This window comes from Capsulimonas sp., from assembly GCF_039929585.1.
GTDB lineage: Bacteria > Armatimonadota > Armatimonadia > Armatimonadales > Capsulimonadaceae > Capsulimonas.
The window spans coordinates 1-24,582 of the sequence record NZ_JBDSQY010000134.1 but is presented as its reverse complement, the minus strand read 5'-3'; the positions used below and the strand labels follow the sequence as shown (position 1 = coordinate 24,582).

At 58.4% G+C, this 24,582-nt stretch carries 21 protein-coding genes and 1 pseudogene; 7 read left to right on the top strand and 15 right to left on the bottom strand.

What is annotated here, in order from left to right:
* The 3 genes and pseudogenes from ABIZ35_RS09285 to ABIZ35_RS09275 all read left to right on the top strand — a co-directional run.
* Positions 1-187 (top strand): annotated as a pseudogene (locus ABIZ35_RS09285) (two-component system response regulator); the annotation flags it as partial.
* 176 nt (positions 188-363) lie between these two features.
* Entirely contained in the window at positions 364-1,071 is a 708-nt protein-coding gene (locus ABIZ35_RS09280; protein ID WP_348219609.1) for a response regulator transcription factor, read from the top strand.
* 3 nt (positions 1,072-1,074) lie between these two features.
* Positions 1,075-2,442, top strand: coding sequence for an ATP-binding protein (locus tag ABIZ35_RS09275; RefSeq protein ID WP_348219608.1), 1,368 nt, complete (start codon positions 1,075-1,077; stop codon positions 2,440-2,442).
* A gap of 176 nt (positions 2,443-2,618) precedes the next feature.
* Here ABIZ35_RS09275 and pstS read toward each other — a convergent pair whose 3' ends face one another.
* Positions 2,619-3,683 carry a phosphate ABC transporter substrate-binding protein PstS gene (gene pstS, locus ABIZ35_RS09270; RefSeq protein WP_348219607.1) on the bottom strand — a complete coding sequence of 355 codons (1,065 nt, stop codon included), beginning with the start codon at positions 3,681-3,683 and terminating at the stop codon, positions 2,619-2,621.
* A gap of 516 nt (positions 3,684-4,199) precedes the next feature.
* Between pstS and ABIZ35_RS09265 the strand changes: the two genes are divergently transcribed.
* Positions 4,200-4,658, top strand: a complete 459-nt coding sequence (locus tag ABIZ35_RS09265) for a DUF695 domain-containing protein (protein WP_348219606.1) — start codon at positions 4,200-4,202, stop codon at positions 4,656-4,658.
* Here ABIZ35_RS09265 and ABIZ35_RS09260 read toward each other — a convergent pair.
* The 8 genes from ABIZ35_RS09260 to ABIZ35_RS09225 form a co-directional block, all read right to left on the bottom strand.
* On the bottom strand, positions 4,655-5,461 hold the full coding sequence (locus tag ABIZ35_RS09260) for an ATP-grasp domain-containing protein (RefSeq protein ID WP_348219605.1): 807 nt from the start codon (positions 5,459-5,461) through the stop codon (positions 4,655-4,657). The genes ABIZ35_RS09265 and ABIZ35_RS09260 overlap by 4 nt on opposite strands.
* Before the next feature lie 286 nt (positions 5,462-5,747).
* Positions 5,748-5,972, bottom strand: coding sequence for a heavy-metal-associated domain-containing protein (locus tag ABIZ35_RS09255; RefSeq protein WP_348219604.1), 225 nt, complete (start codon positions 5,970-5,972; stop codon positions 5,748-5,750).
* Between the two features lie 32 nt (positions 5,973-6,004).
* Positions 6,005-6,295, bottom strand: a complete 291-nt coding sequence (locus ABIZ35_RS09250; RefSeq protein WP_348219603.1) for a metal-sensitive transcriptional regulator — start codon at positions 6,293-6,295, stop codon at positions 6,005-6,007.
* A gap of 147 nt (positions 6,296-6,442) precedes the next feature.
* The gene (locus ABIZ35_RS09245) at positions 6,443-6,916 is read right to left on the bottom strand and encodes a hypothetical protein (RefSeq protein ID WP_348219602.1); all 474 of its coding nucleotides are present in this window, start codon (positions 6,914-6,916) and stop codon (positions 6,443-6,445) included.
* 83 nt (positions 6,917-6,999) lie between these two features.
* Entirely contained in the window at positions 7,000-8,385 is a 1,386-nt protein-coding gene (locus ABIZ35_RS09240) for a DEAD/DEAH box helicase (protein ID WP_348219601.1), read from the bottom strand.
* Between the two features lie 204 nt (positions 8,386-8,589).
* Positions 8,590-9,630, bottom strand: a complete 1,041-nt coding sequence (locus tag ABIZ35_RS09235; RefSeq protein ID WP_348219600.1) for a serine hydrolase domain-containing protein — start codon at positions 9,628-9,630, stop codon at positions 8,590-8,592.
* A 6-nt stretch (positions 9,631-9,636) separates the two neighbouring features.
* On the bottom strand, positions 9,637-10,431 hold the full coding sequence (locus ABIZ35_RS09230) for a universal stress protein (RefSeq protein ID WP_348219599.1): 795 nt from the start codon (positions 10,429-10,431) through the stop codon (positions 9,637-9,639).
* Positions 10,421-11,146 carry an HAD family hydrolase gene (locus tag ABIZ35_RS09225; protein ID WP_348219598.1) on the bottom strand — a complete coding sequence of 242 codons (726 nt, stop codon included), beginning with the start codon at positions 11,144-11,146 and terminating at the stop codon, positions 10,421-10,423. The genes ABIZ35_RS09230 and ABIZ35_RS09225 overlap by 11 nt, the downstream gene beginning before the upstream one ends.
* Before the next feature lie 105 nt (positions 11,147-11,251).
* On the opposite strand from ABIZ35_RS09225, the gene ABIZ35_RS09220 reads away from it, so the two are divergent.
* On the top strand, positions 11,252-12,478 hold the full coding sequence (locus ABIZ35_RS09220; protein ID WP_348219597.1) for a serpin family protein: 1,227 nt from the start codon (positions 11,252-11,254) through the stop codon (positions 12,476-12,478).
* Positions 12,479-12,541: 63 nt separating this feature from the next.
* Complete coding sequence (locus tag ABIZ35_RS09215) at positions 12,542-13,768, top strand: serpin family protein (RefSeq protein ID WP_348219596.1); 1,227 nt, start codon at positions 12,542-12,544, stop codon at positions 13,766-13,768.
* Positions 13,769-13,812: 44 nt separating this feature from the next.
* Here ABIZ35_RS09215 and rhuM read toward each other — a convergent pair whose 3' ends face one another.
* The 3 genes from rhuM to ABIZ35_RS09200 form a co-directional block, all read right to left on the bottom strand.
* On the bottom strand, positions 13,813-14,919 hold the full coding sequence (rhuM, locus tag ABIZ35_RS09210) for a RhuM family protein (RefSeq protein ID WP_348219595.1): 1,107 nt from the start codon (positions 14,917-14,919) through the stop codon (positions 13,813-13,815).
* 90 nt (positions 14,920-15,009) lie between these two features.
* Positions 15,010-15,273, bottom strand: a complete 264-nt coding sequence (locus tag ABIZ35_RS09205; RefSeq protein ID WP_348219594.1) for an acyl carrier protein — start codon at positions 15,271-15,273, stop codon at positions 15,010-15,012.
* Between the two features lie 2 nt (positions 15,274-15,275).
* Positions 15,276-16,499: an MFS transporter gene (locus ABIZ35_RS09200; RefSeq protein ID WP_348219593.1), complete on the bottom strand. Its 1,224-nt coding sequence runs from the start codon at positions 16,497-16,499 to the stop codon at positions 15,276-15,278.
* 240 nt (positions 16,500-16,739) lie between these two features.
* Here ABIZ35_RS09200 and ABIZ35_RS09195 point away from each other — a divergent pair, with 240 nt between their 5' ends.
* Complete coding sequence (locus ABIZ35_RS09195) at positions 16,740-18,881, top strand: GH92 family glycosyl hydrolase (protein ID WP_348219592.1); 2,142 nt, start codon at positions 16,740-16,742, stop codon at positions 18,879-18,881.
* 138 nt (positions 18,882-19,019) lie between these two features.
* Here the strand turns inward: ABIZ35_RS09195 and tnpA are convergent, their stop codons facing one another.
* The 3 genes from tnpA to ABIZ35_RS09180 all read right to left on the bottom strand — a co-directional run bounded on the left by tnpA (position 19,020) and on the right by ABIZ35_RS09180 (position 24,447).
* On the bottom strand, positions 19,020-19,526 hold the full coding sequence (tnpA, locus tag ABIZ35_RS09190) for an IS200/IS605 family transposase (protein WP_348219591.1): 507 nt from the start codon (positions 19,524-19,526) through the stop codon (positions 19,020-19,022).
* A 94-nt stretch (positions 19,527-19,620) separates the two neighbouring features.
* Positions 19,621-23,145 (bottom strand): DNA polymerase III subunit alpha, encoded by a 3,525-nt coding sequence (locus tag ABIZ35_RS09185; protein WP_348219590.1) that lies wholly within the window; start codon positions 23,143-23,145, stop codon positions 19,621-19,623.
* Positions 23,146-23,394: 249 nt separating this feature from the next.
* The gene (locus tag ABIZ35_RS09180; RefSeq protein ID WP_348219589.1) at positions 23,395-24,447 is read right to left on the bottom strand and encodes a tetratricopeptide repeat protein; all 1,053 of its coding nucleotides are present in this window, start codon (positions 24,445-24,447) and stop codon (positions 23,395-23,397) included.
* Between the last annotated feature and the right edge of the window lie 135 nt (positions 24,448-24,582).

The following is a 24,582-nucleotide window of genomic DNA, read 5'->3' as shown; positions in this document are numbered from 1 at the left end:
CTTCGCCGTCGTGGACGTGTGGGACGCCCTGGGCTCCAACCGTCCTTACCGACCCGCATGGCCGCCTGAGCGCGTGGCGGAGCATATCCGAGCCGGCTCCGGGACCCACTTCGACCCACAAGTCGTCACTGCATTTCTTGAGATCATCGCGCCGGAAGAAGAGATCCACTACGCCCTCGCCGCGTGATCAAGAACGTCGGATCGATATCGCCCTCAGCATAGAACATATGCTGAGGGCGATATTTATGTCAGTTGCCGCCATCCTCGCCACTGACAAAACTTTACATTGGCGCCGGGATTCGCCCTGAGAGTTACTGGTACAATGGAGAGAAGACGAACGGTGTTGGAGAGGCGGAAACGGGAATGCAGCGCGTGCTGGTGATCGACGACGATGTGGAGCTTTGCGAACTCGTCTCCGAGTACTTGCTGCCCGAAGGCTTTTTGCTGGAAGCGGTCCACGATGGTGTCCAGGGCGTCTCCCGCGCGCTGAGCGGCGAGCACGACTTCGTGGTTTTGGATGTGATGCTGCCTGGCCTCGGGGGATTTGAGATCCTGCGGCGCATTCGCGCCGTTTCTGCGATCCCCGTGATTATGCTCACCGCGCGGGGCGATGAGATCGACCTGATCATGGGGCTGGAGATCGGCGCCGATGATTATCTTCCCAAGCCCTTTAATCCTCGGGAGCTGGTCGCCCGGACACGCGCGATCCAGCGGCGCGTCCAGGCTTTGCCTGCCGGGGAAGTGAGCCAGCGTCCGCTGCTCGCTGTGGATGACGTGGAGATGGATGTTCAGTCGATGACCGTCCGCCGTTTTGGCGCCGCGGTCGACCTGACGTCCGTGGAGTTTGGCGTGCTGGAGATCCTTCTGCAATCGGCCGGGTCCGTCGTGACGCGCGAGCATCTTGTCCGAAAAGCGCTGGGACGCCGCCTGCTGCCCTACGACCGGAGCATCGACATGCATGTCAGTAACCTTCGTCGGAAGCTGGGCGCCGCTCGGGACGGCTCCGAACGGATCAAGACGGTGCGCGGGGTGGGGTACTTCTATGCACGCGTCGTCGGCAATGGCGGCTAACTCATGCGCCTTTTCCTTAAGATCTTCCTGACGTTTTTGATCGCGATGGGGGCGGTGATCACGGTGACCCTCGCCGTGACGCCGACGCTCGGGCAGGGCTCAATGACCGCGCGCTGGCGCCGCCTGGAAAACGGCGCGCTGGGTGTTTACGCGCAGACGGCGGCGGAGATTTACGAGCGCGACGGCGCGGATGCGCTCGACGCCTATCTGATTCGCGTGAACGGGATCGCGAGTATCCACGCCTATTTGTTTGACCGCTCTGGGGAAGTCTCGCATCTGGCGGCGCCGGCCCATGCAGTCGAGCTCGCACGCAGTGGCGGCAGCTCCGGCGAAATCAAATTTCAGCTGCGCCCAACGGCGATGTGGACAGTGCGCCAGGTGGCGGGGCCGTCCGGTCACGAATATCTCCTGGTCAGCGAGATCAGCAAACTGCTGCCGGCGTTCTCTGTGTCTGCTACTCGCGTGCTCTCGGTCTGCGCGGTCGCGGCCTTGATCTGCTTCTGGTTGGCGCGCCATGTTTCTCGGCCGATTGTCCAGATGCGCGCGGCGGCGCTTCGCATTTCCGAAGGACATTTCTCCACGCGGGTCGGGAAATCCGTGGGGCGTCGCCGGGATGAGATCGGAGACTTAGGGCGCGACTTCGATCAGATGGCGGGCCGCTTGGAGACCCTGGTCGCCGCGCAGCAGCGCTTATTGGCCGACATTTCCCATGAGTTGCGTTCGCCCTTGACACGACTGAACGTCGCGCTCGCCCTCGCGCGCCGCGCCTCGGGCGACCCCGCGCAGCCGGCGCTGGACCGGATCGAGCGCGAAGCGGAGCGGCTAAACACTCTGATCGGCCAGCTTTCCATGCTGTCCCTGATGGAGAGCGGAATGATTGTGCGCCGCCGCGACTCAGTCGCCCTTGGGGATCTCGTGCGCGAAGTGGTCGATGACGCCGACTTCGAAGCGCGTTCCGTCCACTCCACGGTGCGTCTCGATGCGCCTCCAGACACATCGGACGCCTTCACTCTGACCGGCGACGCGGAGCTTCTGCGCAGCGCCATCGAAAACGTCATTCGAAACGCCGTCCGTTATACCCCTGAGAACGGCCAGGTTTCCGTCACGCTGACGCGTTCCCAAACGACCCCGCCCGAAGCCTTCATCCACGTGCGCGACCACGGCCCCGGCATCCCCGAACCCCTGCTGAAAGAAGTCTTCCAGCCGTTCTACCGCGTCGACCCATCCCGCGACCGCCAAAGCGGCGGCGTCGGCCTCGGCCTTGCGATCACCGAACACGCCGTCCATCTGCACGGCGGCCGCGTAGAGGCCGCCAATGCGTCAGACGGCGGACTGGAAGTCGCAATCTCGCTTCCACTGGCTGCCAGCTAGAGCAACTTTCTTCCTTTGGTTCCGGTCCTTCAGCCCCCACAGATTTAGGATGGCCCCTCCGCCCCAATTCTGGGGGACCGGAAAATGCCAATCTCCGAAATCGGGTCCCCCAGAATTGGGGCGGAGGGGCCTTCTTGCTCCGATTGGACGGAGGAGCCGAAAACCCGTCGGTCACTTTACTGCATCGTCTCCACTTCCGCGAGCGCCTTCTTCTGCACGGTTTCCGGCAGCGGGGCGTATACGAGCGGGGCGGCGTCCTTTTGGCCGTCGCTAAGCGCCCATTGCAGGAACTTCTTCACGTCCGGCTTGGCGTCCTTGTAGACCAGGATAAAGGTGAAGCCGGTGATCGGGTAACCCTTCGGGTCGGAAGTGTTGGTGATGACGGTCCGGAAGTCTTCGGGGATCGTCGCGCCGGCGGCGGCGGCCGTGGTGGATTCGACGGTGGGAGTGATAAACGCGCCCTTGGCGTTCTGCACATCAGCGAAGGCGATCTTGTTCTGGAGCGCGTACGCCAGCTCGATGTAGCCGATGGCGCCTTCGGTCTGCTGGACGAGAGCGCCGACGCCCGCGCTTCCCTTGCCCGCAAGTCCGCTCGGCCATGTCACGGATTTACCCGCGCCGGGCCCGGCCTTCCAGGTCGGGCTGACCTGACTGAGATAGGTGGTAAAGATATTCGTGGTGCCCGAGCCGTCCGCGCGGTGCGTGGGGGCGATCGCCAGGTCGGGGAAGGTCTTGCCGGGGTTCAGGGCCGTGATGCGCGCGTCGTTCCATTTGGCGATCTTGCCGAGGAAGATATCCGCGATGACGTCTCCCGTCAGGTGAATGCCGGTGGTGATTCCGGGGACATTATAGGCGATGGCGACCGCGCCGGCGACAGTCGGGACATGCAGGATGCCCGGCGCCTTCGCCATTTCCTCATCGTTCATCGGCGCGTCGGATGCTCCGAAGTCCACGGACTTCGCCGTGATCCCCTTGATGCCGCCGCCCGAGCCGATCGCCTGATAGTTGACCTGCACGCCGTTTTTGGATTGATACTCCTGGAACCACTTCTGGTACAGCGGCGCTGGGAACGTCGCGCCCGCTCCGTTCAGAGCCGTTGCGGAAGCCGTGCTGGCGGTCTGTGCGCCCGGTTCGCTCTTCTGACCGCTGTCGCCGCATCCCGCGCTCAGCAGTCCGAAGGCGATTGCGGCTGCCGGAACCGCCCAAATTGTTTTCTTATTTCGTAATATTGTATTGTTCAACTTATATTTTCTCCCGATGAAAGAAGCGACGTCTCGCCGCTCATTCACATCATACCCGTATGGAGCGCAAATCCATAAGCATATGGGTTTGACCCCAAGAAATAAGTTATGTTCTAAAATTGGAATATTGTAAAAAAGAGGTCTGCGGCGAAACGCCGCAGACCTGAAGCCAGTTGCAGTGCACCCCTCGCCGAACGCAATAAAATCCCTGTCATGAGGTATGAAATGCGATTGTTGCGAAAGTAAACTTTCTGCAATGACAATCGGTTACATATAACATGATTCCGGCTCATCACGGTTAGAGAACGAAACACGCGCTTCTATTATACATGGGAAGCGTCACTTTTCGCCATGTGTCTGGATCGGTCTTGAAAACGGCCGGTAGAATCAAAAAACAATAATTAAATCGCACAAATATATTACGTTTGCTTGGTGTTTTTGAGCATTCTTGATGTATGATAGAGAGTGGGGCGCCTGCCGCCTGCCTGCTTGCTAACGATATCGGAGAAAGACCTTATGTGGCCATTTACTAAGAACAGCGCCCAGACGTTCGCGCCGACCGCCGCCGATGGACCGTGGGAAGTGAAAAAGTACAATGACGCCGGCTCCATGCTTGTTGTTCGAGTCAATATGGGGCTGAAGAAGAATGGCGGACAGCTTGGATTTCACTACCACGTCGGTGTGGTCGTGCCGTTTCGCTCTCCGACTTCGAACGGACTGCCCAGTCGCCTGGAAACAATCGAACTGGACGCGATCGAGCACCTGCTGCGCGAGCGGTTCGAGGGCGGCGGCTCCGCCATGCTCGCCCTGGCGATCACGACGGCCGGACGCCGTGAGTTCATCTTCTACGCCTCTCAAGACGAGCCTGCGAAAAAGATCTTCCCCTCGATCCAAAAAGAAATCGGGTCCCACCAGATCCAGATCCTGACCTGTCCGGACAAAGCCTGGGAAATCTATCGCCGCTTCGCCGTTTAATACGACTTACGGAGCGACTGGAAGCACTGACCCAGTCGCTCCTCAATCTCCCGCACGAGTTCCAGATCGCCGATGTCTCGGTCGACGTGGTTGTAAACGCCATCGCTGCCAACTTCCAGAACGAGCCACTCCCCCGATGGTCTGGCAATCAGATCCACACACCCAAACGAATCGAGCAGCCCTGTCGCTTTCAGAGCGAGCCGCGCTTGAGTTTGGGCTTCGATGGGCGCCGATCCGTACGAAACGTAGCGAGCCCCTCGTGCATGAGAAACCCAGGGGGATGCTGCTGTGTCTTCCGGAAACTTGCGCGCGAGCCAGCCGAATATTTCACCCTCACACCCGAATATCCGATACACCTCCGGTGACGTCATCGGAATAAATTCCTGAACGACATAAGGACGAGGCCAATCCGCCGGAATGGCCGCCGCCGTTTCGATCACCCGATGTCCCGAGCCGCCACATCCGATCGGCCACTTTAAGCACCACTTGCATTGACCATTTTCACGAACGATGTCCATCACTTCGGCTGCGTCCTCGGCCAGTATAGTGGCGGGAGTTGCAACGCCATGCTCCTGAAATGCAGTCGCCAGCAGACGTTTGTCGGAAGCGAGTAAGAGGGAGGCGAGTGGAATAAAGCTCTGCGCGAACTCCGGCAGCCCCTCGTCCTCTAAGCTCAAGACATAGTTGAATTCGCGTGGCTTGGTGATAATCTCCGCGCCAAGTATCCGTGAAAGCCTCTGTGCATGTTCTTCGAATGCCCACGCGCCATCACCGGCGTTGAGTATTCCGTACGACCTCTCCATGAGTAACCGCAATTCTATCGCCTGCCGAATAGATGGTTGATCAAAGACTTCGATTGTGCGTCGCGAGCGTGCTTTTGTGCTTCGGCAAGCAAGTCGCTTCTGTCTTCCGGCGACTTGTGAATAATTTCGTGTGACAAGTCGATACAGCCGATGCAGACAGCACCATGGACGCCCAGAATCAGTCCCTCCACGTTCTCGCGAGTCCTGCCGCAAAGGCAGCATCGATCGCGTAGATATTCTTCCGTGCTCTGAACTCTTGTTCTTGCCATATCACTCCTCTGCTGTCTTAAGCGCGCGCGTCGGATTCGCGGGCGACGGGGAAGCCGATGTCGTCCAAGGTTTCGGCGAGTTTTGCGCCGTTCGTTTGTTCGGCGTCAAAGCCGACGACGACTGACTTGCGCTCGATGTTGACATCCACTGTCTCCACGCCGGGAGATTGGCCGAGCGCCTTCTTGATACTGTTCGCGCAGCCGTCACATTCGATGTCGGGCGCGATAAATGTCATCTCCATGGTTGTTATTCCCTCTCCCTCTGATACCGCCGTTATTTGAGAAACCGTTCCAGCGACACGCGCACTTCGTCCAAAAGTTCTGCTTGGGTCATTTGTTTAGCGCAGGCGTGCTCGGTTTCCGTGCCGTGGCCCACGACGCAGCTTTCCAGGTGACTGGTGAGCATCGCCACACCAACGGCGTCGAGAGCGGATCGGATTGCGGCCACTTGAGTAAGGATATCGACGCAGTACCGATCTTCCTCTACCATGCGCTGTACGCCGGTGACCTGTCCTGAGATACGCTTCAGACGGTTCTGAATCTTTTGACGCGCTTCCTGCTGCAATTTTGGGGTTCTCCTCTCCAGTGATTATACCCAGAGGGGGTATTGGATTTCAACGCAAAAAAACTCCCTTACGATCTTTTGTAGAGATCGTAAGGGAGTTTTCGCCGTTATTGAGTTGTCGAGCAAATACTTTAGATCGAGAACGGCTTACCAGGTGGGCTTGCCGGTCTTGTCATCGGTGCGATCGCCGGTAATGGCGTCGGCCGCCTTCTCAGTGATGCCGCGCGTGTCCGGGGTGCCGTCCGCGTCCACACCGCCGGTCTGGATGCCGGGAACGCCGTTGCCGGGCGTGTTATAGACGCCGACGCGGTTTCCGCTGGTCAGGTTTGGGTCGATCGCATCGACATCGTCGTTCAGTGGGTCGTTCAGATCACTGGTCGCGCCATCACCGAGGCCGGTGACGGTGTTGTCGTTATCGTAACGATCCACGGCCGCAACTCCTGCGCCGCTGGCGATGCCGCCTGCGACAGCGCCGATAATCGCGCCGACCGGGCCGCCAGCAAGGCCGCCGACGATCGCGCCGCCGACCGCGCCCAGACCCGCGCCCTTTTCGGCGTCGTGGGTCGGGCTATCGTCGATCCCGTGCTGTACATTATCATCCTTGATTTCGTCGTATGCCATTGTCGTTTCCTCCAGCAAAGTAGTGTCTTACAAAAGGCATTTACCCGGTGTAGCAGACGGCGAAACATTCGGATGAGAGAGATTTAATCTCGGCGCCATGCGGGGCGCGACGATGGTGAGCTCGCGGGCCGGTCACCGCGCGGTGAACTTCCGGCGCGGCCGCCGTTCGACCCCTGAGACTGCGGACGGTCGCCGCGCGGTCCCTGCATCGGCGGCCGGCCGCCGGGTCCGCCCTGACGTGGGCCTGCGGAGTTCTGGCGCGGCTGCGGACGAGGCGGGCGGGGCGGCCGCGTGTCGGCGTTCTCGATCGCCGTCACCGACGCGGGCTTGGGAATGAAGCCCGTCGCCTGCTGACGCGGAATATTCTTCTTCATCTTGCGCTCGATGTCGATCAGATAATTCTCTTCGTCGCGGCTGACCAGCGAAAGCGCCTCGCCCGGGCTGCCGGCGCGGCCGGTGCGTCCGATGCGGTGGATGTAATCCTCCGGGACGTTCGGCAGCTCATAATTGATCACGTGCGGCAATTGGTCGATATCGATGCCGCGCGCCGCGATGTCCGTGGCGACAAGAATCCGGGTCGTGCTGGCCTTGAACTCTGCGAGCGCCTTGGTGCGCTGCGGCTGGCTCTTGTTGCCGTGGATCGCGAGGGCGCTGATGCCGCTCTTCACGAGCTGCTTGGCGAGGCGGTCCGCGCCGTGCTTGGTGCGGGTGAAGACGAGCGCCTGGCCGATCTTCTTCTCGATGAGCAAGTACTCCAGCAGGTCTCGCTTGTTCTCCTGGGCGACAAAGTACGCCCAGTGCGCCACCAGCTCGCTCTCGGCGTTCTGGCGAGCGACCTCGACCAGCGTCGGCGAGTTCAGCAGGCCGTTCGCCAGCTGCTTGATCTCATCCGAGAATGTCGCGGAGAAGAGCAAGTTCTGGCGCTTTGCGGGAAGCAGGGCGAGGATCTTTTTGATGTCCCGGATAAAGCCCATATCGAGCATTCGGTCGGCCTCGTCCAATACGAGCACTTCGACCTGGGTCAGATCGACCGTGCCCTGCTGGATATGATCGAGCAGGCGCCCCGGCGTCGCCACCAGGATATCGATCCCGTTGCGCAGCGCCGCGATCTGCGGGTTGATATTGACCCCGCCGAAGACGACGGCCGACGACAAGTTCAAATGCTTGCCGTAAGTCGTGACGCTTTCTTCGACCTGCGCCGCGAGCTCGCGCGTCGGCGTGACGATCAGGGCGCGTACAGGATGGTGATGACCACGGCTCGCCCGCTGCGGCGTGAGGCTCAATCGGTGGAGCAGGGGAAGGGTAAAGCCCGCCGTCTTGCCCGTGCCGGTCTGCGCGGCGGCGAGCACATCGCGGCCCTCCATGATGACGGGAATGGCTTTGGCCTGAATGGGAGTGGGCGTCTCGTAACCCGAATCTGAGAGAGCGCGAAGGATCTCGGGACGAAGCCCAAGGGATGTGAAAGACATGCGAACGAATCTCCTGAAACCGGCCTGCGTCCGCGTTGCCGCGGATTCCGGTTCAGGCGAAGGTCGTGGGGTGCAGTTTGTCGAGGCGATTGAAAAGAAAACCAAGAACGGGGCGCTAACGCAAACCGGCGTGCGAGACAGCGCAATGATGCACATTGTGTCAAAAGCGACACACAGATGATACCACAGTTTGTACGAAAAGTTCTACGCCAAGCTTGCCGCCATCGCATTGAGCCAGTATCGGCGCATGCGCAGGAAGCGGCTGCCGTCTTCGGTTTCGTTGACGACCCGGTTCGTGAGCAGGACGAGCGAGACATCGTACTCTGGATCGATGAGCAGCAGCGTTCCCGTAAATCCCGAGTGCCCAAAAGATCGGTCGGAGAATAAGTCGCCTTTGGGGAGGAAGTCGTTGCCGGCGCAGAACCAGCCGTAGGACTGGCCGCCCATCGTGCGCGGAATCTGGCTGACCGCCATGCGCGCTGTCGACGCCCGCGAGAGCAGCGGCGGGCCGCCGCCCCGGATCGCCTCGGCGTATTTGATTAAATCGTCGGTCGTCCCGAACAGTCCCGCATGGCCGCTGACGCCGCCCATGTCGCGGGACCGGGGATCGTGAACGGTTCCCGCAGTGTCCCTGCCCGTCTGCGCAATTCGGGGCCGCACGGCCGAGTCCGGCAGATAGCCCGTATTCGTCATTCCGAGCCGTTCGGCGACCCCCTGACGAAACAGCGCCGCTTGATCCATCCCCGAAACACGTCTCAGGATCTCGCCGAGCAGGATATAGCCAGTATCTGAGTAGGTATATCCCACGCCGGGAGAGCGCAGCAGCGGCGTGCTGAGCACCGCTTGGAGCCATTCTTTACGGTCCGCGCCCGCGCCGTCCTTCGGCCATTTTGGGATCGGCGGCAGCCCCGATGTATGCGTGAGCAGATGATGGATTTCCACATCCGTCAAATGCGGCAGCGCCCCGTATTCTTCTTCGAAAAACTTGCGGACCGGCTGGAGAAGATGCAGACGTCCCTGCTCCACCATCTGAAGAACGCCTGTCGCGGTGGCGACCGGCTTGGTCAGCGACGCCAGATCGAACACCGTTTCCATCGTCGCCGCCCCAAACGCCCGCCGCGCTGCGACGGCGCCCCGCACGGACAGCGCATAGGCGGCGTGAGTGAAGAGGCCATCGGCGTAGGCGCGCTGGAGGATCTGGTCCGCGAGATCGATTTGCGGGCGGGAGATGGGGGCGTGGGACATCGGGTCCTACGCCTCCACCGGCGCCAGCTTATTCAAGATCACTTCGCATGGGGCGCGGTCCAGTACGTTGCGCGTGATGCGCTCCATCGTCTGGCCGTCGTACTCCGCCGAAGGCGCGTAGGTGAGGATCAAAATATTCGCGCCGAGTTTCTCGGCCTGCAAAATGATCTCCTCGCCGATATCGCGAGCGCGGGTGACATGGGTGACGGGCGTGAGGCCGGCCCGGCGCACGATGGCTTCGGCTTCACCGACGACGCGGGCGGCGATGGCTTCTTCTTCCGGCAGCGGCGCGTTGAGCGGCAGCGCGCGCGGAATCTCCAGAATATAGAGCAGGTGGACGTGCGCTTTGGGGCCTTCGGCTTTTGCGAGACGGCAGGAAAGCGGCAGCATCGCTTCCGGCGACGCCGTCCCCAGCAGCGGCAGCAAAATGTTCGCGGCTTGATGGTTCGCGCCAGGGATTTTGCCCGGCGCGGTCAGTTTGAGCGAGGTGCGCGCGTCTTCCAGGTTCGCGGCGATGGGAAGGCGTGAGCGGACGCCAGGGATCGCCTTGATCGTTTGGATGATTTCTTCGGACAGGCCGCTGACGACGATCCGCGCATGGTAACGCTCGATGTAGTTCATCGCGTCCCGAAACGTCTTTGCGCCTTCGGGCGAGCAGCAGGTCAGCCCGCTGCCGTCGATGATGATCCCCTGGACGTGGTTGCGCAGCAGCAGGTTGGCCGCCGCCTGAATGGTCAGCCAGAGGTTGCGCGTCAGAGCGCCCTCCAGCATCACAACGTCGTCGCGCGCTTCAATGATCATGGTCGTTTCCTTCACCCTCGGACGCGAGGCGCCGCACCGCATCCGCCATTTCCGAGACGTCGAAGATGGTGATGTCGGCGGTTTGCGCCGGATCGTCCGGGTTATACAATCCATAGTGTACCCCGCGATGGAAACGGATCGTCTTCATCCCCATCGCCTTGGCCGGCGCAACATCATTATCGGCTCGATCACCCACATAAATCACTTCCGAAGCCGCCACGCCCGCCTGGTCCAGACCGTATTGAAAGATCGCCGGATCGGGTTTATAAAGTCCGACAATTTCGCTGATCACGATCACGTCGAATAAGTGCGCGATCCCGTAATCCGAGAACGATCCCAGGACGGCTGTTTGCTGATTGGCGATGACTCCAAGTCGGAAGTCCTGGCTCAGGTCCTCCAGCACGGGCGTCACCCCATCGAGCAGCAGGCCATACTGGCGCGGCGCGCGCATTTGCAGATACTGCTCCTCGGACTCTTTCCAGACCCGCACGGCCTCATCGGGAGTATCGCAGTACGCGGCGACCGCTCCGCGCATCGCCTTGGCCGGGTTCGGCCCGGCGGTCGCGAGCGCGATTCGCGTCGCATTCCAGTCGTCCCAGAGAACATCCTTGCCGTGTTTGCGAAGCGTTGCGAGAAGCGTATGAAAGAACCACCGGTGCTGCATGTCCTCGTCGAACAAAACATCGCCAATGTCGAAGAACACCATCTTGATCATGGAAAGCCATTCGATGCCGGGGGAACGTTCTCCTCTTTCCCTACGTCTGTGTTACTTGAAGGCGCCTGAGACGGAATGACTCTATGCGAGTGGAGGGAATATTTCATGATGCTATGGAAAGCTCAAACACATTTTATCTTGTCTGTCGCCGCGTCGCTGACCCTGTCGGCTGTCCACGCCGGAGCCGCCGTGAATGCGCCAAAAGGAAAATCAATGACCCAGGTCGTGACAGCGGCGAACGCCTTTGGGATCGATTTGCTTGGCAAGCTGGCCAAAGGCAAGCCGGACGGCAACTGTTTTCTCTCGCCGTATAGCATCCAGCAGGCGCTGCTGCTTGCGGACAACGGCGCCGCCGGCGTCACAAAATCCGAGATCGGAGCCGTGCTGCATCTGGGCGCGACGCCGCTTTCTGAGGTGAACACCCAATCGAACGCGCTGCGTGGATCGCTGCACGCCGCCGACCCTCAAGTCAAGATTTCCGTGGCCAACGCGATTTGGGCCGACCAATCCTTCCAATTCAACCCCAGCTACGAAGAAACGTGCCGTAAGTTCTACGCCGCGCAGGCGCAAACCGTCGCGCTGCATCAGACGTCTGGGGCGAATACGATCAACGCCTGGGTTGCGCAAAAGACGGAGGGCAAGATCAAGCAGATCGTGAGCCCTGCGGCTTTAAGGCTCGCGAAGGCTGTTCTGACCAACGCCGTTTACTTCCACGGCTCCTGGACAACTCCCTTCAAGGCGCACGACACGCGCCCGCAGCCATTCCACCTCACGCCGCAAACGACCGCGCAAGTCCCAACGATGTCGCGAACAGGCGCGATTGACTACGCCAAAACCACGAACTGGGAAGCGGTCGCGCTTCCCTATGGCGGCGGCCGTCTGCGCATGATCGCCATTCTTCCCTCCGAAGACAACAGCCTCAATGCATTTCTCGGCTCTCTCACTGCCGGCGAATGGTCCGCGATAACTCAGCAGCTCAAGCCCACGCGTCTGTCTCTGTTCCTGCCTAAGGTCCATGTCGATTACGCGGCCAGTCTGAAGCCTGCCCTATCCAGCCTCGGAATGAAAACCGCATTTCTCGACAGTGCGGACTTCACCCCCATGGGGGGGCGCAATGACATTAAAATTTTCGATGTCCTGCACAAGACGACCTTGGACATTGACGAAGAAGGCACAACCGCCGCCGCCGCCACGGCGGTCATCATGCAGCCAAAAGCGATGATGGCGCCCCCGTCGCTGACCGTCCGCATTGACCGCCCATTCTATTGCGCCATCCAGGATATGCAATCCGGAGCTGTGCTGTTTGCCGGAGCAATTCACAATCCAGGGTAATTATGAGACTGCGCGGGCGACCAATCAAAGTACAAAGTACAAAGTACAAAGGAGAATGAGGGAATGAACGTCAATGCAAGCGGCCGAACCGCTCTCGCTGCCTCCGCGCTGTGGGTGCTGATATCCGTTGCCGCCGGCGCGGCGCCGTCGAGTCATAGCCATGTGTCGAAGGATAATATTGCCGCCGCATCCAACGCTTTTGGGATCGATTTGCTCGGAAAGCTGGTGAAAGCCAATCCCGACGGCAACTGCTTTATCTCGCCTTACAGTGTCCAGGAAGCACTGCTGCTGACCGACAACGGCGTGAGTGGCGCATCAAAGACACAGATCGCATCGGTTCTGCATCTCAGCCGCGCGCCGCTCTCGGGCATCAACGCGCAAGCCAAAGCCCAGCGCGCATCGCTCGTTGTCGCCGATCCCAAGGTGAAGATCGCTGTCGCCAACGCCCTCTGGGCCAGTACGTCCACAAAGTTCAACGCCACCTATCAAGAAACGTGCCGGTATTTCTACAATGCGCCGGCGCGCACGGTGGCGCTGACCACACCCGCCGGCGCGGCCGCGATCAACTCCTGGGTGGCCAGCAAGACCCAGGGACATATCAAGACCATCGTTCCTAAAACAGGACTTCCGAGGGCGACGAGCGCCGTCTTGACCAACGCGGTCTACTTCCATGGCGCGTGGACCACGCCGTTCCCACACAACGACACGTATCCGCAGGACTTCCATCTCACGTCCACGAAAACCAAAAAAGTCCCCACAATGTCGCGTAAAGGCGGCGTCGATTATGTGAAGACCAGCAGTTACGAAGCCGTCGCTCTTCCCTATGGCGGCGGACGCCTGCGCATGATCGTGGTGCTTCCCTCGCAAAACAGCAGCGTGAACGCGTACTTGAAGTCGCTTACCGCCGTCCAATGGTCCGCGCTCTCCAGCCAGCTCAAGCCAACCCAAATGCTTCTCTTTATGCCCCGCGTCCATACGAACTATAGCGCCAGCCTTAAGCCCGCGCTTGTCGATCTAGGAATGCACGCTCCATTCACCGCCAGCAATGACTTCCTGCTGATGGGAATGCCACAGAAATCCTATATCTCCGACGTTCTCCACAAGACCACGCTGGACATCGACGAAGACGGAACCACCGCATCCGCCGCCACCGCCATCGTGATCGCGTCGCTCTCGATCCACATGCCGCCCCCGGTCGTCGTCCGCATCGACCGACCGTTCTATTGCGCCATTCAAGACAAGCAAACGGGATTAGTGCTCTTCGCCGGCGCGATCCGCAACCCGGGGTAGAAATCATGTGCAATCCGGAGTTGAGAAAAGACGCAGTCACACCCTTACTCCTCATTTCCAGCCGGAGGTCCCCAATCCGTTTCAGGATGCCGGTTCTCTGGCGTTGCTCCGTTGAGTAGGTCATTAAGATTGACGTTTTCGCCCTTGCGTGATTGGAGCCGAGCGATTTCCTTTTCGAAGTCGCTTTCGAATTCATGATCTTGACGAACGCGAAATGCCTCATAGTGGTCTTCGGCAAGCTGCTTGGCGACTTCGTGCGACACCGAACCGGCGTTGGCGAGAATGTCGTATTCGTTGAAATTGAGAAAGGCGTCCAGTCGATTGATCCAGTCCGCCATCTTCATCGGAATTTGGCGGGCCGCCTGGTTTTCGGCGTAAAGCAAATACTGCTCGACGACCCGGTCCAGTTCCTTGATCTCCCTCTCGATCAAGTAGTTCTTTGCCGTCACCACATCCGACTTCAAAATCTTCCCACCCGGCGAATTCTTCCAATGTGTCAGCCCCATCGCTGGTTTTTCCGAATCCGCTCGTGATGCAATAATCTCAGCGGCGGTCATCCCGCTCACCGCCCAGTGCAGTTTGTTCTGAACGATCTTAAAGAACGTCTTGGTCGCTTCCGAGTTCGGATCGTAATCAATACTCGCCTGCTCAAAGATATCCGTGATCTTCAGATAAAAGCGCCGCTCGCTGGCCCGGATCTCACGAATTCGCTCGACTAACTCTTCGAAATAATCCTTGCCAAACCGTTTATTGAGCTTCAGTCGGTCGTCGTCCAGCACAAAGCCTTTGACGATAAACTCCTTAAGCGTTTTCGTTGCCCAAATCCGAAACTGTGTCGCTTGTTTCGAGTTGACACGGTAGCCAACCGCGATAATTGCATCCAAGTTATAACAATTGGTGAGGTAGCTTTTGCCATCGGCGGCAGTTATTCGAAATTTTCTAATAGCTGCGTTTTCATCCAATTCACCAGACGCAAAGATCTCCTTCAAGTGATAATTGATCGTGGGGATCTCAACCCCAAACAATTCTGACAATCGCTTCTGCGAGAGCCAGAACGTCTCGTCCTCAAACAAAACTTCGACTTTCGTCAGCCCCAACGGCGAGCTGTAAAAGATGATGTCGCCTTCATTCGGCTGTCGAGTATCGCTCATGTCATTTCTCCTTATATTGGGATACTCGCAGCCGCTCGCTCAATCCGGAAAGCCGTTGGGTAATTAATTTACGATATTATTTGCGGAGCGCTAATATATCGGCGGGGGCGGCCACACGTTCGATGGAACTGTTATGTGGCGCTGAACGCAGGAGATCAAATCGCCGATGGTTTGAATGTCGAAGGCTTCTGTGTCTGGAATGGAGATGGCGAACTCCTCTTCGCACGTCATGATGATTTCGGCGAGGTCTAGAGAATCGTCCAAATCCTTGAAGAAATTGGTGTTTGTTCCGAGGCTGCTGATCGGGACTTCGTGTTGCTCTGCGACGATTTGACGTATCCGTTCCGCGAGCATGGTTAATCTCCTGCATCGGAGACAAACCGAGCATCTCGCGCCTCGCGGCCTAACCCCGTGACGATGGGAACCACGACCAGGGCGACTGTCACGACCATGGCCATCGCCATTCCGTAATTGTCGCCGTGGCGCTCAGCCACCGTCGTTTGCAGAGGGCCGTTGACGGAGGCGATCAAGTTGCCGAGTTGATAGGCGAGGCCCGGCAATGTTCCACGGAGGGCGGCGGGCGCGAGTTCCGTCAAGTGCGCCGGGATGATCCCCCAGGCGCCCTGAATACAGAACTGGATTAAGAAAGAGCCGACCGTGAGCAGCGCCAGGCTGTGCGAGAAGGCCCAGAGTGGGATAACCGGCAGTGCGCATACACAGGCAATGATGATGGCTTTGCGCCGTCCGATCCGCTGAGAAAGCGTTCCAAAGAAGATGCCGCCGCAGAGCGCGCCGATATTGTAGATGATGGCGATGTTGCTGACAGTCGCCGGCGCCAGCTTGTGCTGCACCTGCAAAAACGTAGGATAGAGATCCTGCGTGCCATGCGAGAGGAAGTTGAATCCCGTCATGAGTAATATGAGGTAAAGAAACAGCTTCCCATGCTTGCGGACTGTCTCTGAGATGGGGATGCGCTCACGCTTCGTCTGCTCCGCCTGCCAGGCGGGCGACTCTTTGACCTTCGCCCGAATAAACAACGAGAGCAGCGCCGGCAGAACGCCGATAAAGAACATCCAGCGCCAGCCCAGATTGGGCGCGACAAACCGATAGACAACAGCCGCGAGCAAATACCCAACGACGTATCCCTCCTGCAAAATGCCCGACAGCATCCCACGCGCCTTCGTCGGGATCGTCTCCATTGCCAGCGAAGCCCCCAGGCCCCATTCCCCGCCCATCGCGATCCCGAACAATGCTCTGAGGATGAGAAACGTCGTCAGATTCGGCGCCAAGCCCGAGAGCAGTTCTAAAATGGAGAACAGAATGATGTCGATCATCAATGGGAGACGCCGCCCATAGCGCTCCGCCGCGAGGCCGAACAGAAACGCGCCAAGCGGTCGCATGGCCAGCGTCAGCATGATCGAGACGGCGACATGCGTTTTGTCGGTGTGGAAGGTCTTGGCGACATCCTTGAGGACGAACACTAAGACGAAGAAGTCGAACGCGTCCAGAGTCCAGCCCAGAAAGCTCGCCAGAAACGTATTGCGCTGATCGGGCGTCAGCGCCCGAAGCTGTGTCGTCATTGTCACTGCGTTCTTCTCCTGCCGAATAACTCGCGTCAGTCCTTGGGGCTCATGCCGGATTGTGGGACCATTATACAAACAGCAGAGTGTTAAGTCAATCTCGGCAAGAAGAAGAATGTGAGTTAAGTGGAGCCAAATGCGCTGTCTGGCGCCAAAGTGCTTGACAGTCTCTCATTCGTGTGTATAATGGGTCCATTGCAAGACAGTAGTTTTTTCGGTCAGAAAGAGAAACCGCATTCCATGAACATGATTACGAAGACGCTGACTGTTTCCATCGGTTTGGTTTTGCTTGCGGCGGCGGCGTCACAAGCCCGAAAACAGCATACGGATTATGTAAATCCTCTGCTGGGCACGGCGACGCTCTGGGATAAAGAAGACATTGGCTATACTCCCACGCACAGGACCTGGGGCGCGGAGGTGTTCCCTGGGGCGTCCCTTCCCAACGCGATGGTGCAACTGACGCCGGTCACGAAGTTTCATAGCGGTTCTGGTTACCAGTACGAAGACAGCGTCATTCAAGGCTTTGCGCATACCAGCAAGGGACATTGGAACCTTTGCAATATTCCGTTATTGCCAGCTACCGGAACTATCGATCCGAAAGATTATAGTTCTGGGTTCAGCCACAAAAACGAGTCCGCTCATCCGGGCTACTATCAGGTTTACCTTGACCGATACGGCGTCAATGCCGAATTGACCTCCACACTCCGGTGTGCATTTCACAAGTACACGTTCCAAAACCCAAAGGATGAGAAGCTGATCGCGGACCTCGCGACTTCCAACGAGCGTGTTCGGAACAAGGGAATTCATCAGGAGAGTGAAAATGTCTTTTCTGGGTTTCAGCAAACGGGCGAGACAATGTACTTTTACGCCGTTTCCAACCACAAAATCAAAGGCATCGAGACGCTGACATCTCCAGAAAAAGAGGTTTCCGTCGTCAATTTCGCTGACGCTCCGGGCGCGCTGGAACTGCAGATCGGCTTTTCGTTCGTTAGCGTTGACAATGCGAAGGAAAACCTCCGCAAAGAAATGCAGGGGAAGCGATTTTCGCAGGTCAGAAACGAGGCGACGAAAACCTGGGAGGCGTTGCTGTCCAAGATCAGCGTGTCCGGCGGCACGGAGCGTCAGCGGGGGATCTTCTATTCCTGCCTGTACCGCTCGTTCCTCTGGCCCGCCCTGCGCAGCGATGCGAATGGGGATTTTGTCGATCGAAGCGGAAAAGTCGTCAACAAGGGGTTTCGCTACTATACGGACCCGTCCCTCTGGGATGACTATCGCAACAAGCTGGTGCTGCTGGGAATGCTGTCCCCGACGGTGAGTGTGGATGTGATCAAGTCGCTGATCGATAAGGGAGAAAACACCGGGTTTATCCCCACGTTTTTCCATGGCGATCATGCGGCTCCGTATATTGCGGGAACGTATTTGCGAGGAATCCGGGGCTACGATGTCCAGGCTGCCTATCGACTGCTCTTAAGAAACGCAACCGTGGAAGGCGGTCCCAGGCCATATATCACGGAATACGCGTCCAAGGGCTGGATCTCCGAACCAGATCTGGAGCACCCCGTTGTCGCCACAAAAGCCAAGGCCGCAGTGACAAAAACACTGGAGTACGCCTATGACGATTACGCCGTGGCGCTGCTGGCCAAAGAACAGAATGACACGGACAACTACGCCATGCTCATGAAGAGAACGAGTAATTACAAAAACATGTTCGACCCATCCACCGGCTTCATGCGAGGACGTCTGGAGAACGGGGATTGGGTGAAGAACTTTGATCCGGAATATCCTTACTACGAATACATGTACCGTGAAGCGAACGCCTGGCAAGGCTCGTTTTTCGCCCCGCACGATGTCAATGGACTGGTCGGTCTTTTTCCAAGCAAAGAAGACTTCGGAAAGAAGCTAGATCAACTCTTCACGACGCCCTATACGGGGCCGGAAGCCGACAACCTTTCCGGTTTCATTGGACAGTACTGCCATGGCAACCAGCCGGATCACAGCGTTCCATTTTTGTATTGCTTCGTGGGCGAGCAGAGCAAGTCTCAGGACATCTTGAATAGAATCATGGATCGATTCTACGACATGGGCAAAGACAAACTGGCTTACGCCGGAATGGACGACGCGGGCGAAATGTCGTCCTGGTACGTGTTCAACGCCATCGGGATCTATCCGTTTTCGCCGGCCGATCCGAATTATATCGTCTCCGTCCCGTTATTCGACAAAATCGATGTCAAGATGGGAGACAAGGGCGGCTTCACAATTGTCAAAAAGAACTCAGGGAGTGAGATTTCTGAGATTAGGTACGACAATCGAAAGATCGATGGGTACTTCGTTTCTCATCAAGAATTGGTGCGGGGGAAGAAGTTGGTTATTGCTACCCAATAGCCGTGCATATTCGCGCCAAAGAAATCCCACAAGTGGAAGCTTGTGGGCTAGGCTTGGGCAAAACCAGCTGAAGCAGGTTAGGATTAGGATAAAGAGAGCGGCTGCGTAGCCCAAGAGTCTGCTTTAGCTGACTTTGCCTCAGCCTAGCCCACAAGCTTCCACTTGTGGTGCTTCTTCGGGCGCAACAATTTCAAGATCGCGGAGTAACGATTGCTTGCGATGGTGCTCCTCCTGTCGATCGATGTATCGACGAACGCTTTCCACCGAATTCCGATGGATTGTGAAAACCCCGTAGCCTTTTTGCCACTCAAAGTTCTTGCCAGGGATGGCTTCGTGGGACATGAAATGCGATGTGGCCCCTTTGACGCGCCGAGCGATTTCCGCAATTGTGACGGTTGTTGGTAAACTCACCAACAAATGCACATGATCTTCAACGCCCCCTACGGCCAACGGATCGACGCCAATGGTCGTGCATTGCCGCCTTATCACTTCGTAAAGCCGTCTGCGAACATCCGGCAGAAGAACTGGCTCTCGCCCTTTTGTCGCCCACACCAAATGGACATAAACCTCACCATATACTCGACTCACATCGCCCTCCCGCATCCATAATTCCACAGCCTGCTTCAGCTGGCTTCGCCTCAGCATAGCCCACAAGCTTCCACTTGTGGGATTGATTGGCGCGAATTATACGGGCACTCGCAAGCGAACGCAATATCCGGAAAACCTATTTCTCAGCGCATTATTCTACCCAAACCGCCCTCTCATCCCCCAGCATGCTCTTCAAATACTCCACCATATGCTCATCCGGCGAAACCTTCAGATTGGGAAGGAAGCACTGAACGCTGCCGGGGCCGTCGGCGATGTGCAGCAGGAGTTTTGTGGGGCCGGCGTAGCGGCTGAGGAATTGCTGCAGGGTCGGCATGCGTCCCTTCATCCGGTCGTCGAGGCGGATGTGCAGGCAGGAGATTTCCTGGTGGCCGTTGCCGTAATGCGCCTGGCGTTCGGCGGAGCCGAGGAGCATGTCGGCGCTGGCGATGGGCTGGACGCCGTCGGCGCTGATTTCGACGCTGGCGGCGCTGACGCCGCCGTCTTCGTCGGTTTGTTTGTTGATCCGGTCGCGGTGGGACGTCTTGCCCTTGACGACGACGACGCTGTCCTTTTGCGGCGTCTCCATCTTGGCGGCGGCGCGCGGGAAGATGGTGACGCTGATCGTGCCGGTGCGGTCTTCCAGAGTCAGGAAGTACATCAGCTCGTTCTTGGCCTTGGTGTAGTAATTGCGGATATTCGTCAGAACGCCGCCGATGACGACTTCTTCTTTGTCGCCCAAGTAACGGCATTCGTCGATGGTGTGCGTCGCGATCTCTTTAAGTTTCTCGACGAATTGATCCAGCGGGTGCTCGCTGAGGTAGAAGCCGAGCAGTTCTTTCTCCATCGCCATCGTCTCGGCGGAGGGGAGCGGCGGGACATCGGGGAGCGGCGGGATGATGCGCTCCAGGGCGGGCGTGTCGGGATCGTCGCCGAACATGGAGACCTGGCCGCTCTTGCGGTCGCGCGCGGCCGTGGCGGCGCTGTTTAATGCGCCTTCGAGGCCGGCGAGCAGGCGCGCGCGGTCCGGGTGGAGGCTGGCGAGAGCGCCGGCTTTGATCAGGGTTTCGATGGCGCCCTTGCCGGTGAGGCCGAAGTCGTAAACTCGGTCGCAAAAGTCGTGCAGTGAGAGGAAGTCGCCGCCCTTTTTGCGCGCGGCGAGAATGGCTTCGATGGGCGACTTGCCGACGTTTTTGATCGCGAGCAGGCCGAAGCGCACGCAGCCCTCTTCGACGGTGAAGTCGGCGGAGCTGTAATTGACGTCCGGCGGGCGCACTTCGATCTTCGTACGGCGGGCGTCGTCGAGGAAGTTGACGAGCTTTTCGGTGTCGTCGGCCTGGGTCGCCATCAGCGCGGCGAAGTATTCGACGGGGTAATTCGCCTTGAGGTAGGCCGTTTGGAAGGCCACCATGGCGTAGCAGAAGGCGTGCGCCTTGTTGAAGGCGTAGCCGGCGAACGGCTCGATCAGGTCGAAGATTTCAATCGCGCGCTCTTCGTTCACCAAGCCCTTCGCCAGGGCGCCCGCGATGAAGTTCTCGCGCTGCTTGACCATCTCCTTGAGGTCTTTTTTACCCATGGCCTTACGCAGGATGTCTGCATGGCCGAGCGTGAAGCCGGCGATCGCTTGGACAATCTTGAGAACTTGGTCCTGGTAGACGATGATGCCGTATGTTTCTTTGAGAATCGGCTCCAGCACGGGGTGGGGGTACTCGATCGGCTCCATACCCAGCTTACACCGAATGTATCGTGGGATCTGCGCCATCGGGCCGGGACGGTAGAGCGCGACCATAGCGGCCACCTCGGCGACGGAGCCGGGGCGCAGCTCGGCGATATAGCGCCGCATCTGCGCGCCTTCCAACTGGAACACGCCGGAGCACTCGCCGCGTCCAAGCAAGTCATACGTCTTGCGGTCGTCCAATGGCAGTTTCAGTACATCGATGTCGATGTTGAAACTCGCCTTGACGTTGCGCACGGCCTTGGCGAGGATGGTCAAGTTCGCCAGACCCAGGAAGTCCATCTTGAGCAGGCCGATTTTTTCCAGCATTCCCGCCGGATACTGGGTGACCATGCCAATGCCGTCGTCGGCCTTTTGCAGGGGCGTGTGGTCCATCAGCGGTTCGGCCGAGATGATAATGGCGGCGGCGTGGACGCTGTCGTGGCGGGTCAGGCCTTCCAGGCGCTTGGCGGTGTCGATCAGCTCGCGCGCCTGGCGATTGGTGTCGTACATCGCCTTGAACTCGGGGTTGACCTCTAACGCCTTATCGAGCTTCATGCCGACGGGGATCGTGGGGATCATCTTGCAGAGCTTGTCGATCTCCGCCATCGGCATCTTGTTCATTGCGCGTCCGCAGTCGCGGATCGCCGCGCGGGCCGCCATGGTTCCGAAGGTCGCGACCTGGGCGACATACTCCCGCCCGTATTTCTGGACGACATAGTCGATAACATCCTGCCGCCGCGAGTCCTCGAAGTCCATATCGATATCGGGCATGGACAGTCGTTCGGGGTTCAAAAAGCGTTCGAAGGTCAGGCCGTATTGGATCGGATCGACATCGGTGATGCCGACGCAGTACGACGTCATGGAGCCGGCCGCCGAGCCGCGAACCCCGTAGAAGATGCCCTCACGCCGCGCGAAATCCGCGAAGTCGCGGACAATCAAGAAGTACGCGCCGAATCCCGTTTGCTCGATGACGTCCAATTCAAAGCGCAGCCGCTCTTCGTGCTCCTCGGTGATGATCGGGTAGCGCCGCTTCATCCCCTCAAACGCGATCTTCGCCAGATATGCCTGCGCATTCATTCCCTCAGGTAACTTTTCGGGAACGGGCATTCCAAGGCGCCCAAATTCCAAGTTCAGATCGCATCGGTCGGCGATCTCCTTCGTGCGATGCAGCGCGTGCTCGTACTTATTGAAGACTTGCAGCATCTCATGCTGCGTCTTCATAAAGAACTGCTGCGACCCGTAGTTCATCTTCTTCGGATCATCCATCGTCGTCGCCGTCTGCACGCACAGCAGAACTTGATGGGGATCGGCGTCTTCGGCACCCAGATAATGGACATCGTTGGTCGCGACCAATGGGATGCCCGTCTGCGCCGACAGCTTGTGCAGCTGTTCGTTGACGATCCACTGCTTTTCGATGTTGTGATCCTGCATCTCCAGGTAATAGCGGTCCCCAAAGATCTCCCGGAACGTCTCCGCCGAATGGACCGCCTTGTCGTAGTTGTCGTCCATGATGTGCTCGGGCACTTCACCGCCCAAACACGCCGACAAACAGATCAGCCCCTCGCTGTACTGCTGCAAAACTTCCTTGTCGATACGCGGCTTGTAGTAAAACCCCTCCATCGATCCAATAGAAACGAGCTTTAGCAAATTTCGATATCCGACATCATTCATCGCCAGCAAGACTAAGTGCTGCGAATCATCCAGCTTCTTATTTTCCCGCTGAAATCGGCTGCGCGTCGAAACATACACCTCGCACCCCACCAATGGTTTGATGCCCGCCTTCTTGCACTTCAGATAGAACTCCATCGAGCCGTACATGACCCCATGGTCGGTCAGGCCGATGGCCGGCATGTTCAGATCGACCGCCTTTTTTACAAGGTCATCAATACGACAGGCGCCGTCGAGAAGGCTATATTCAGAGTGCAGATGCAGGTGGACGAAGTCAGGGGTGCGAACGGACATTCAGGAGGGTTCCTCTTGCGAATTGCTGATAGAAAAACAGGGTAAATTCACTCTGTTCGCTATCGGTGAAGGGATAAACTTGGGGCGTGGTCAATGCCCGGGCGGGTTCTATTCTAGCAGAAAAATCGGGCGAAGTCAAAAGCCGCAACGTCTTGCTGGGATGAGCAATAGGTCGGATTAACTGTTGATGGAGGCGTTCAATGGCATTCACCGCCGAGAAAATATCAAGGCGGCAATGAAATATTTTTGTCACTCCGTCTGGCGGATTTGCTCCAGTCTAGCAATCGCCTGACCGGAGGCGTATGTGGCGCAATTCAAGGCGATCACCCGCTCATAAGCATCGGCTGCCTGCGCGGTGTCGCCAAGGCCGAGATATGCCTCGCCGACCTGATAATAAGCGATGGTGGCGTAAGCGGGATAGGGCCTCAACTCCAAGTATCGCTCAGCGTAACGACGGGCGTTTCGGTAATCGCCGATGATTAGCGCCGCCCATGTGAGCATGGTGAATATGTCCCGCAGCGTGCTGGCCGATCCCGCGACATTCGCGCTGCGTCCCTCCGCGTACACGATCTGGTCGGCCGACTCCGCGCCGGCCCCTTCCAAAGCGAGGATCCAGGCGTGCAGAGCGTCGGCGAAGACCATGAGTTTGTCATCGCCTTCCAGTGCGGCCCGGCCTACAGCATAGGCTTCTCGCGCCTCCCGCGCATCGCCAGCCTCAGCCGCCAGCTTGGAGAGCGCCAGTTCGGTAGCCCCGCTGGTGCGGTCTTCCAGGCGCGGGATAAAGGCTGGGGTGGCCCCGCGTGATTGGATGAGCGCGCGCCTCGCCTCCGCAAACCGGCCGAGCAGTTTGAGAATTTCGTGTTCCGTTATCCCCACGATTCGGTTTTCTTGTGGGAACGTGGCGTGCGCCCGCTCGCATAGCTCCAAAGCGCTTTGGAATTTGCCTTGATAAGATTCGAGAGAGGCGAGTTTGACCAGGGCTTCCGAGATCCTTTTGGGATTTCCCTCCGCCACAACCAGTTCGTAGTGACGCTGATCGTGGGCGAGCGCGGACGCCAGGTCACCAAGGTTGCGATAACCAAGGCCAGCAATCGAGTGCAGCACAGTCAGCGTCTTTCCCGTCGCTTGATCGGCGATGCCCGTCTCCGCCCAGCGGATCGTGTCGGCGATATCGCCGGCATTGAAGTTCGCAATCGCCAGTTTGGCGTAGAGCTGACTTTTGAGTTCGCTGCCTGTCGCTAACGGCAGGGCGCGCTCGTAGTGATCGCAGGCCCTTCGAAAACGATTGGCCGCCTCCTCCAATCGCCCAAGCCCTCTGTGTCTATAATAGGTGAGACAGTTCGCTACACTAAATGCAATCCGTATCGAGGGCGGAGAATGGTCAAATCCGTTGGATTCTCACACCTTCAATGGTCGGCACGAAAAAGAAGATCGACA

Excerpts from the sequence above, each read along its gene's own strand:
- ABIZ35_RS09245 (WP_348219602.1), bottom strand. The coding sequence starts at position 6,916 with ATGGCATACGACGAAATCAAGGATGATAATGTACAGCACGGGATCGAC.
- ABIZ35_RS09225 (WP_348219598.1), bottom strand. The coding sequence starts at position 11,146 with ATGATCAAGATGGTGTTCTTCGACATTGGCGATGTTTTGTTCGACGAG.
- ABIZ35_RS09195 (WP_348219592.1), top strand. The coding sequence starts at position 16,740 with ATGAACATGATTACGAAGACGCTGACTGTTTCCATCGGTTTGGTTTTG.
- ABIZ35_RS09235 (WP_348219600.1), bottom strand. The coding sequence starts at position 9,630 with ATGTCCCACGCCCCCATCTCCCGCCCGCAAATCGATCTCGCGGACCAG.
- ABIZ35_RS09275 (WP_348219608.1), top strand. The coding sequence starts at position 1,075 with ATGCGCCTTTTCCTTAAGATCTTCCTGACGTTTTTGATCGCGATGGGG.
- ABIZ35_RS09205 (WP_348219594.1), bottom strand. The coding sequence starts at position 15,273 with ATGCTCGCGGAACGGATACGTCAAATCGTCGCAGAGCAACACGAAGTC.
- ABIZ35_RS09265 (WP_348219606.1), top strand. The coding sequence starts at position 4,200 with ATGTGGCCATTTACTAAGAACAGCGCCCAGACGTTCGCGCCGACCGCC.
- rhuM (WP_348219595.1), bottom strand. The coding sequence starts at position 14,919 with ATGAGCGATACTCGACAGCCGAATGAAGGCGACATCATCTTTTACAGC.
- ABIZ35_RS09240 (WP_348219601.1), bottom strand. The coding sequence starts at position 8,385 with ATGTCTTTCACATCCCTTGGGCTTCGTCCCGAGATCCTTCGCGCTCTC.
- tnpA (WP_348219591.1), bottom strand. The coding sequence starts at position 19,526 with ATGCTGAGGCGAAGCCAGCTGAAGCAGGCTGTGGAATTATGGATGCGG.
- ABIZ35_RS09255 (WP_348219604.1), bottom strand. The coding sequence starts at position 5,972 with ATGGAGATGACATTTATCGCGCCCGACATCGAATGTGACGGCTGCGCG.
- ABIZ35_RS09215 (WP_348219596.1), top strand. The coding sequence starts at position 12,542 with ATGAACGTCAATGCAAGCGGCCGAACCGCTCTCGCTGCCTCCGCGCTG.
- ABIZ35_RS09230 (WP_348219599.1), bottom strand. The coding sequence starts at position 10,431 with ATGATCATTGAAGCGCGCGACGACGTTGTGATGCTGGAGGGCGCTCTG.
- ABIZ35_RS09260 (WP_348219605.1), bottom strand. The coding sequence starts at position 5,461 with ATGGAGAGGTCGTACGGAATACTCAACGCCGGTGATGGCGCGTGGGCA.
- ABIZ35_RS09200 (WP_348219593.1), bottom strand. The coding sequence starts at position 16,499 with ATGACGACACAGCTTCGGGCGCTGACGCCCGATCAGCGCAATACGTTT.
- ABIZ35_RS09185 (WP_348219590.1), bottom strand. The coding sequence starts at position 23,145 with ATGTCCGTTCGCACCCCTGACTTCGTCCACCTGCATCTGCACTCTGAA.
- ABIZ35_RS09280 (WP_348219609.1), top strand. The coding sequence starts at position 364 with ATGCAGCGCGTGCTGGTGATCGACGACGATGTGGAGCTTTGCGAACTC.
- ABIZ35_RS09220 (WP_348219597.1), top strand. The coding sequence starts at position 11,252 with ATGATGCTATGGAAAGCTCAAACACATTTTATCTTGTCTGTCGCCGCG.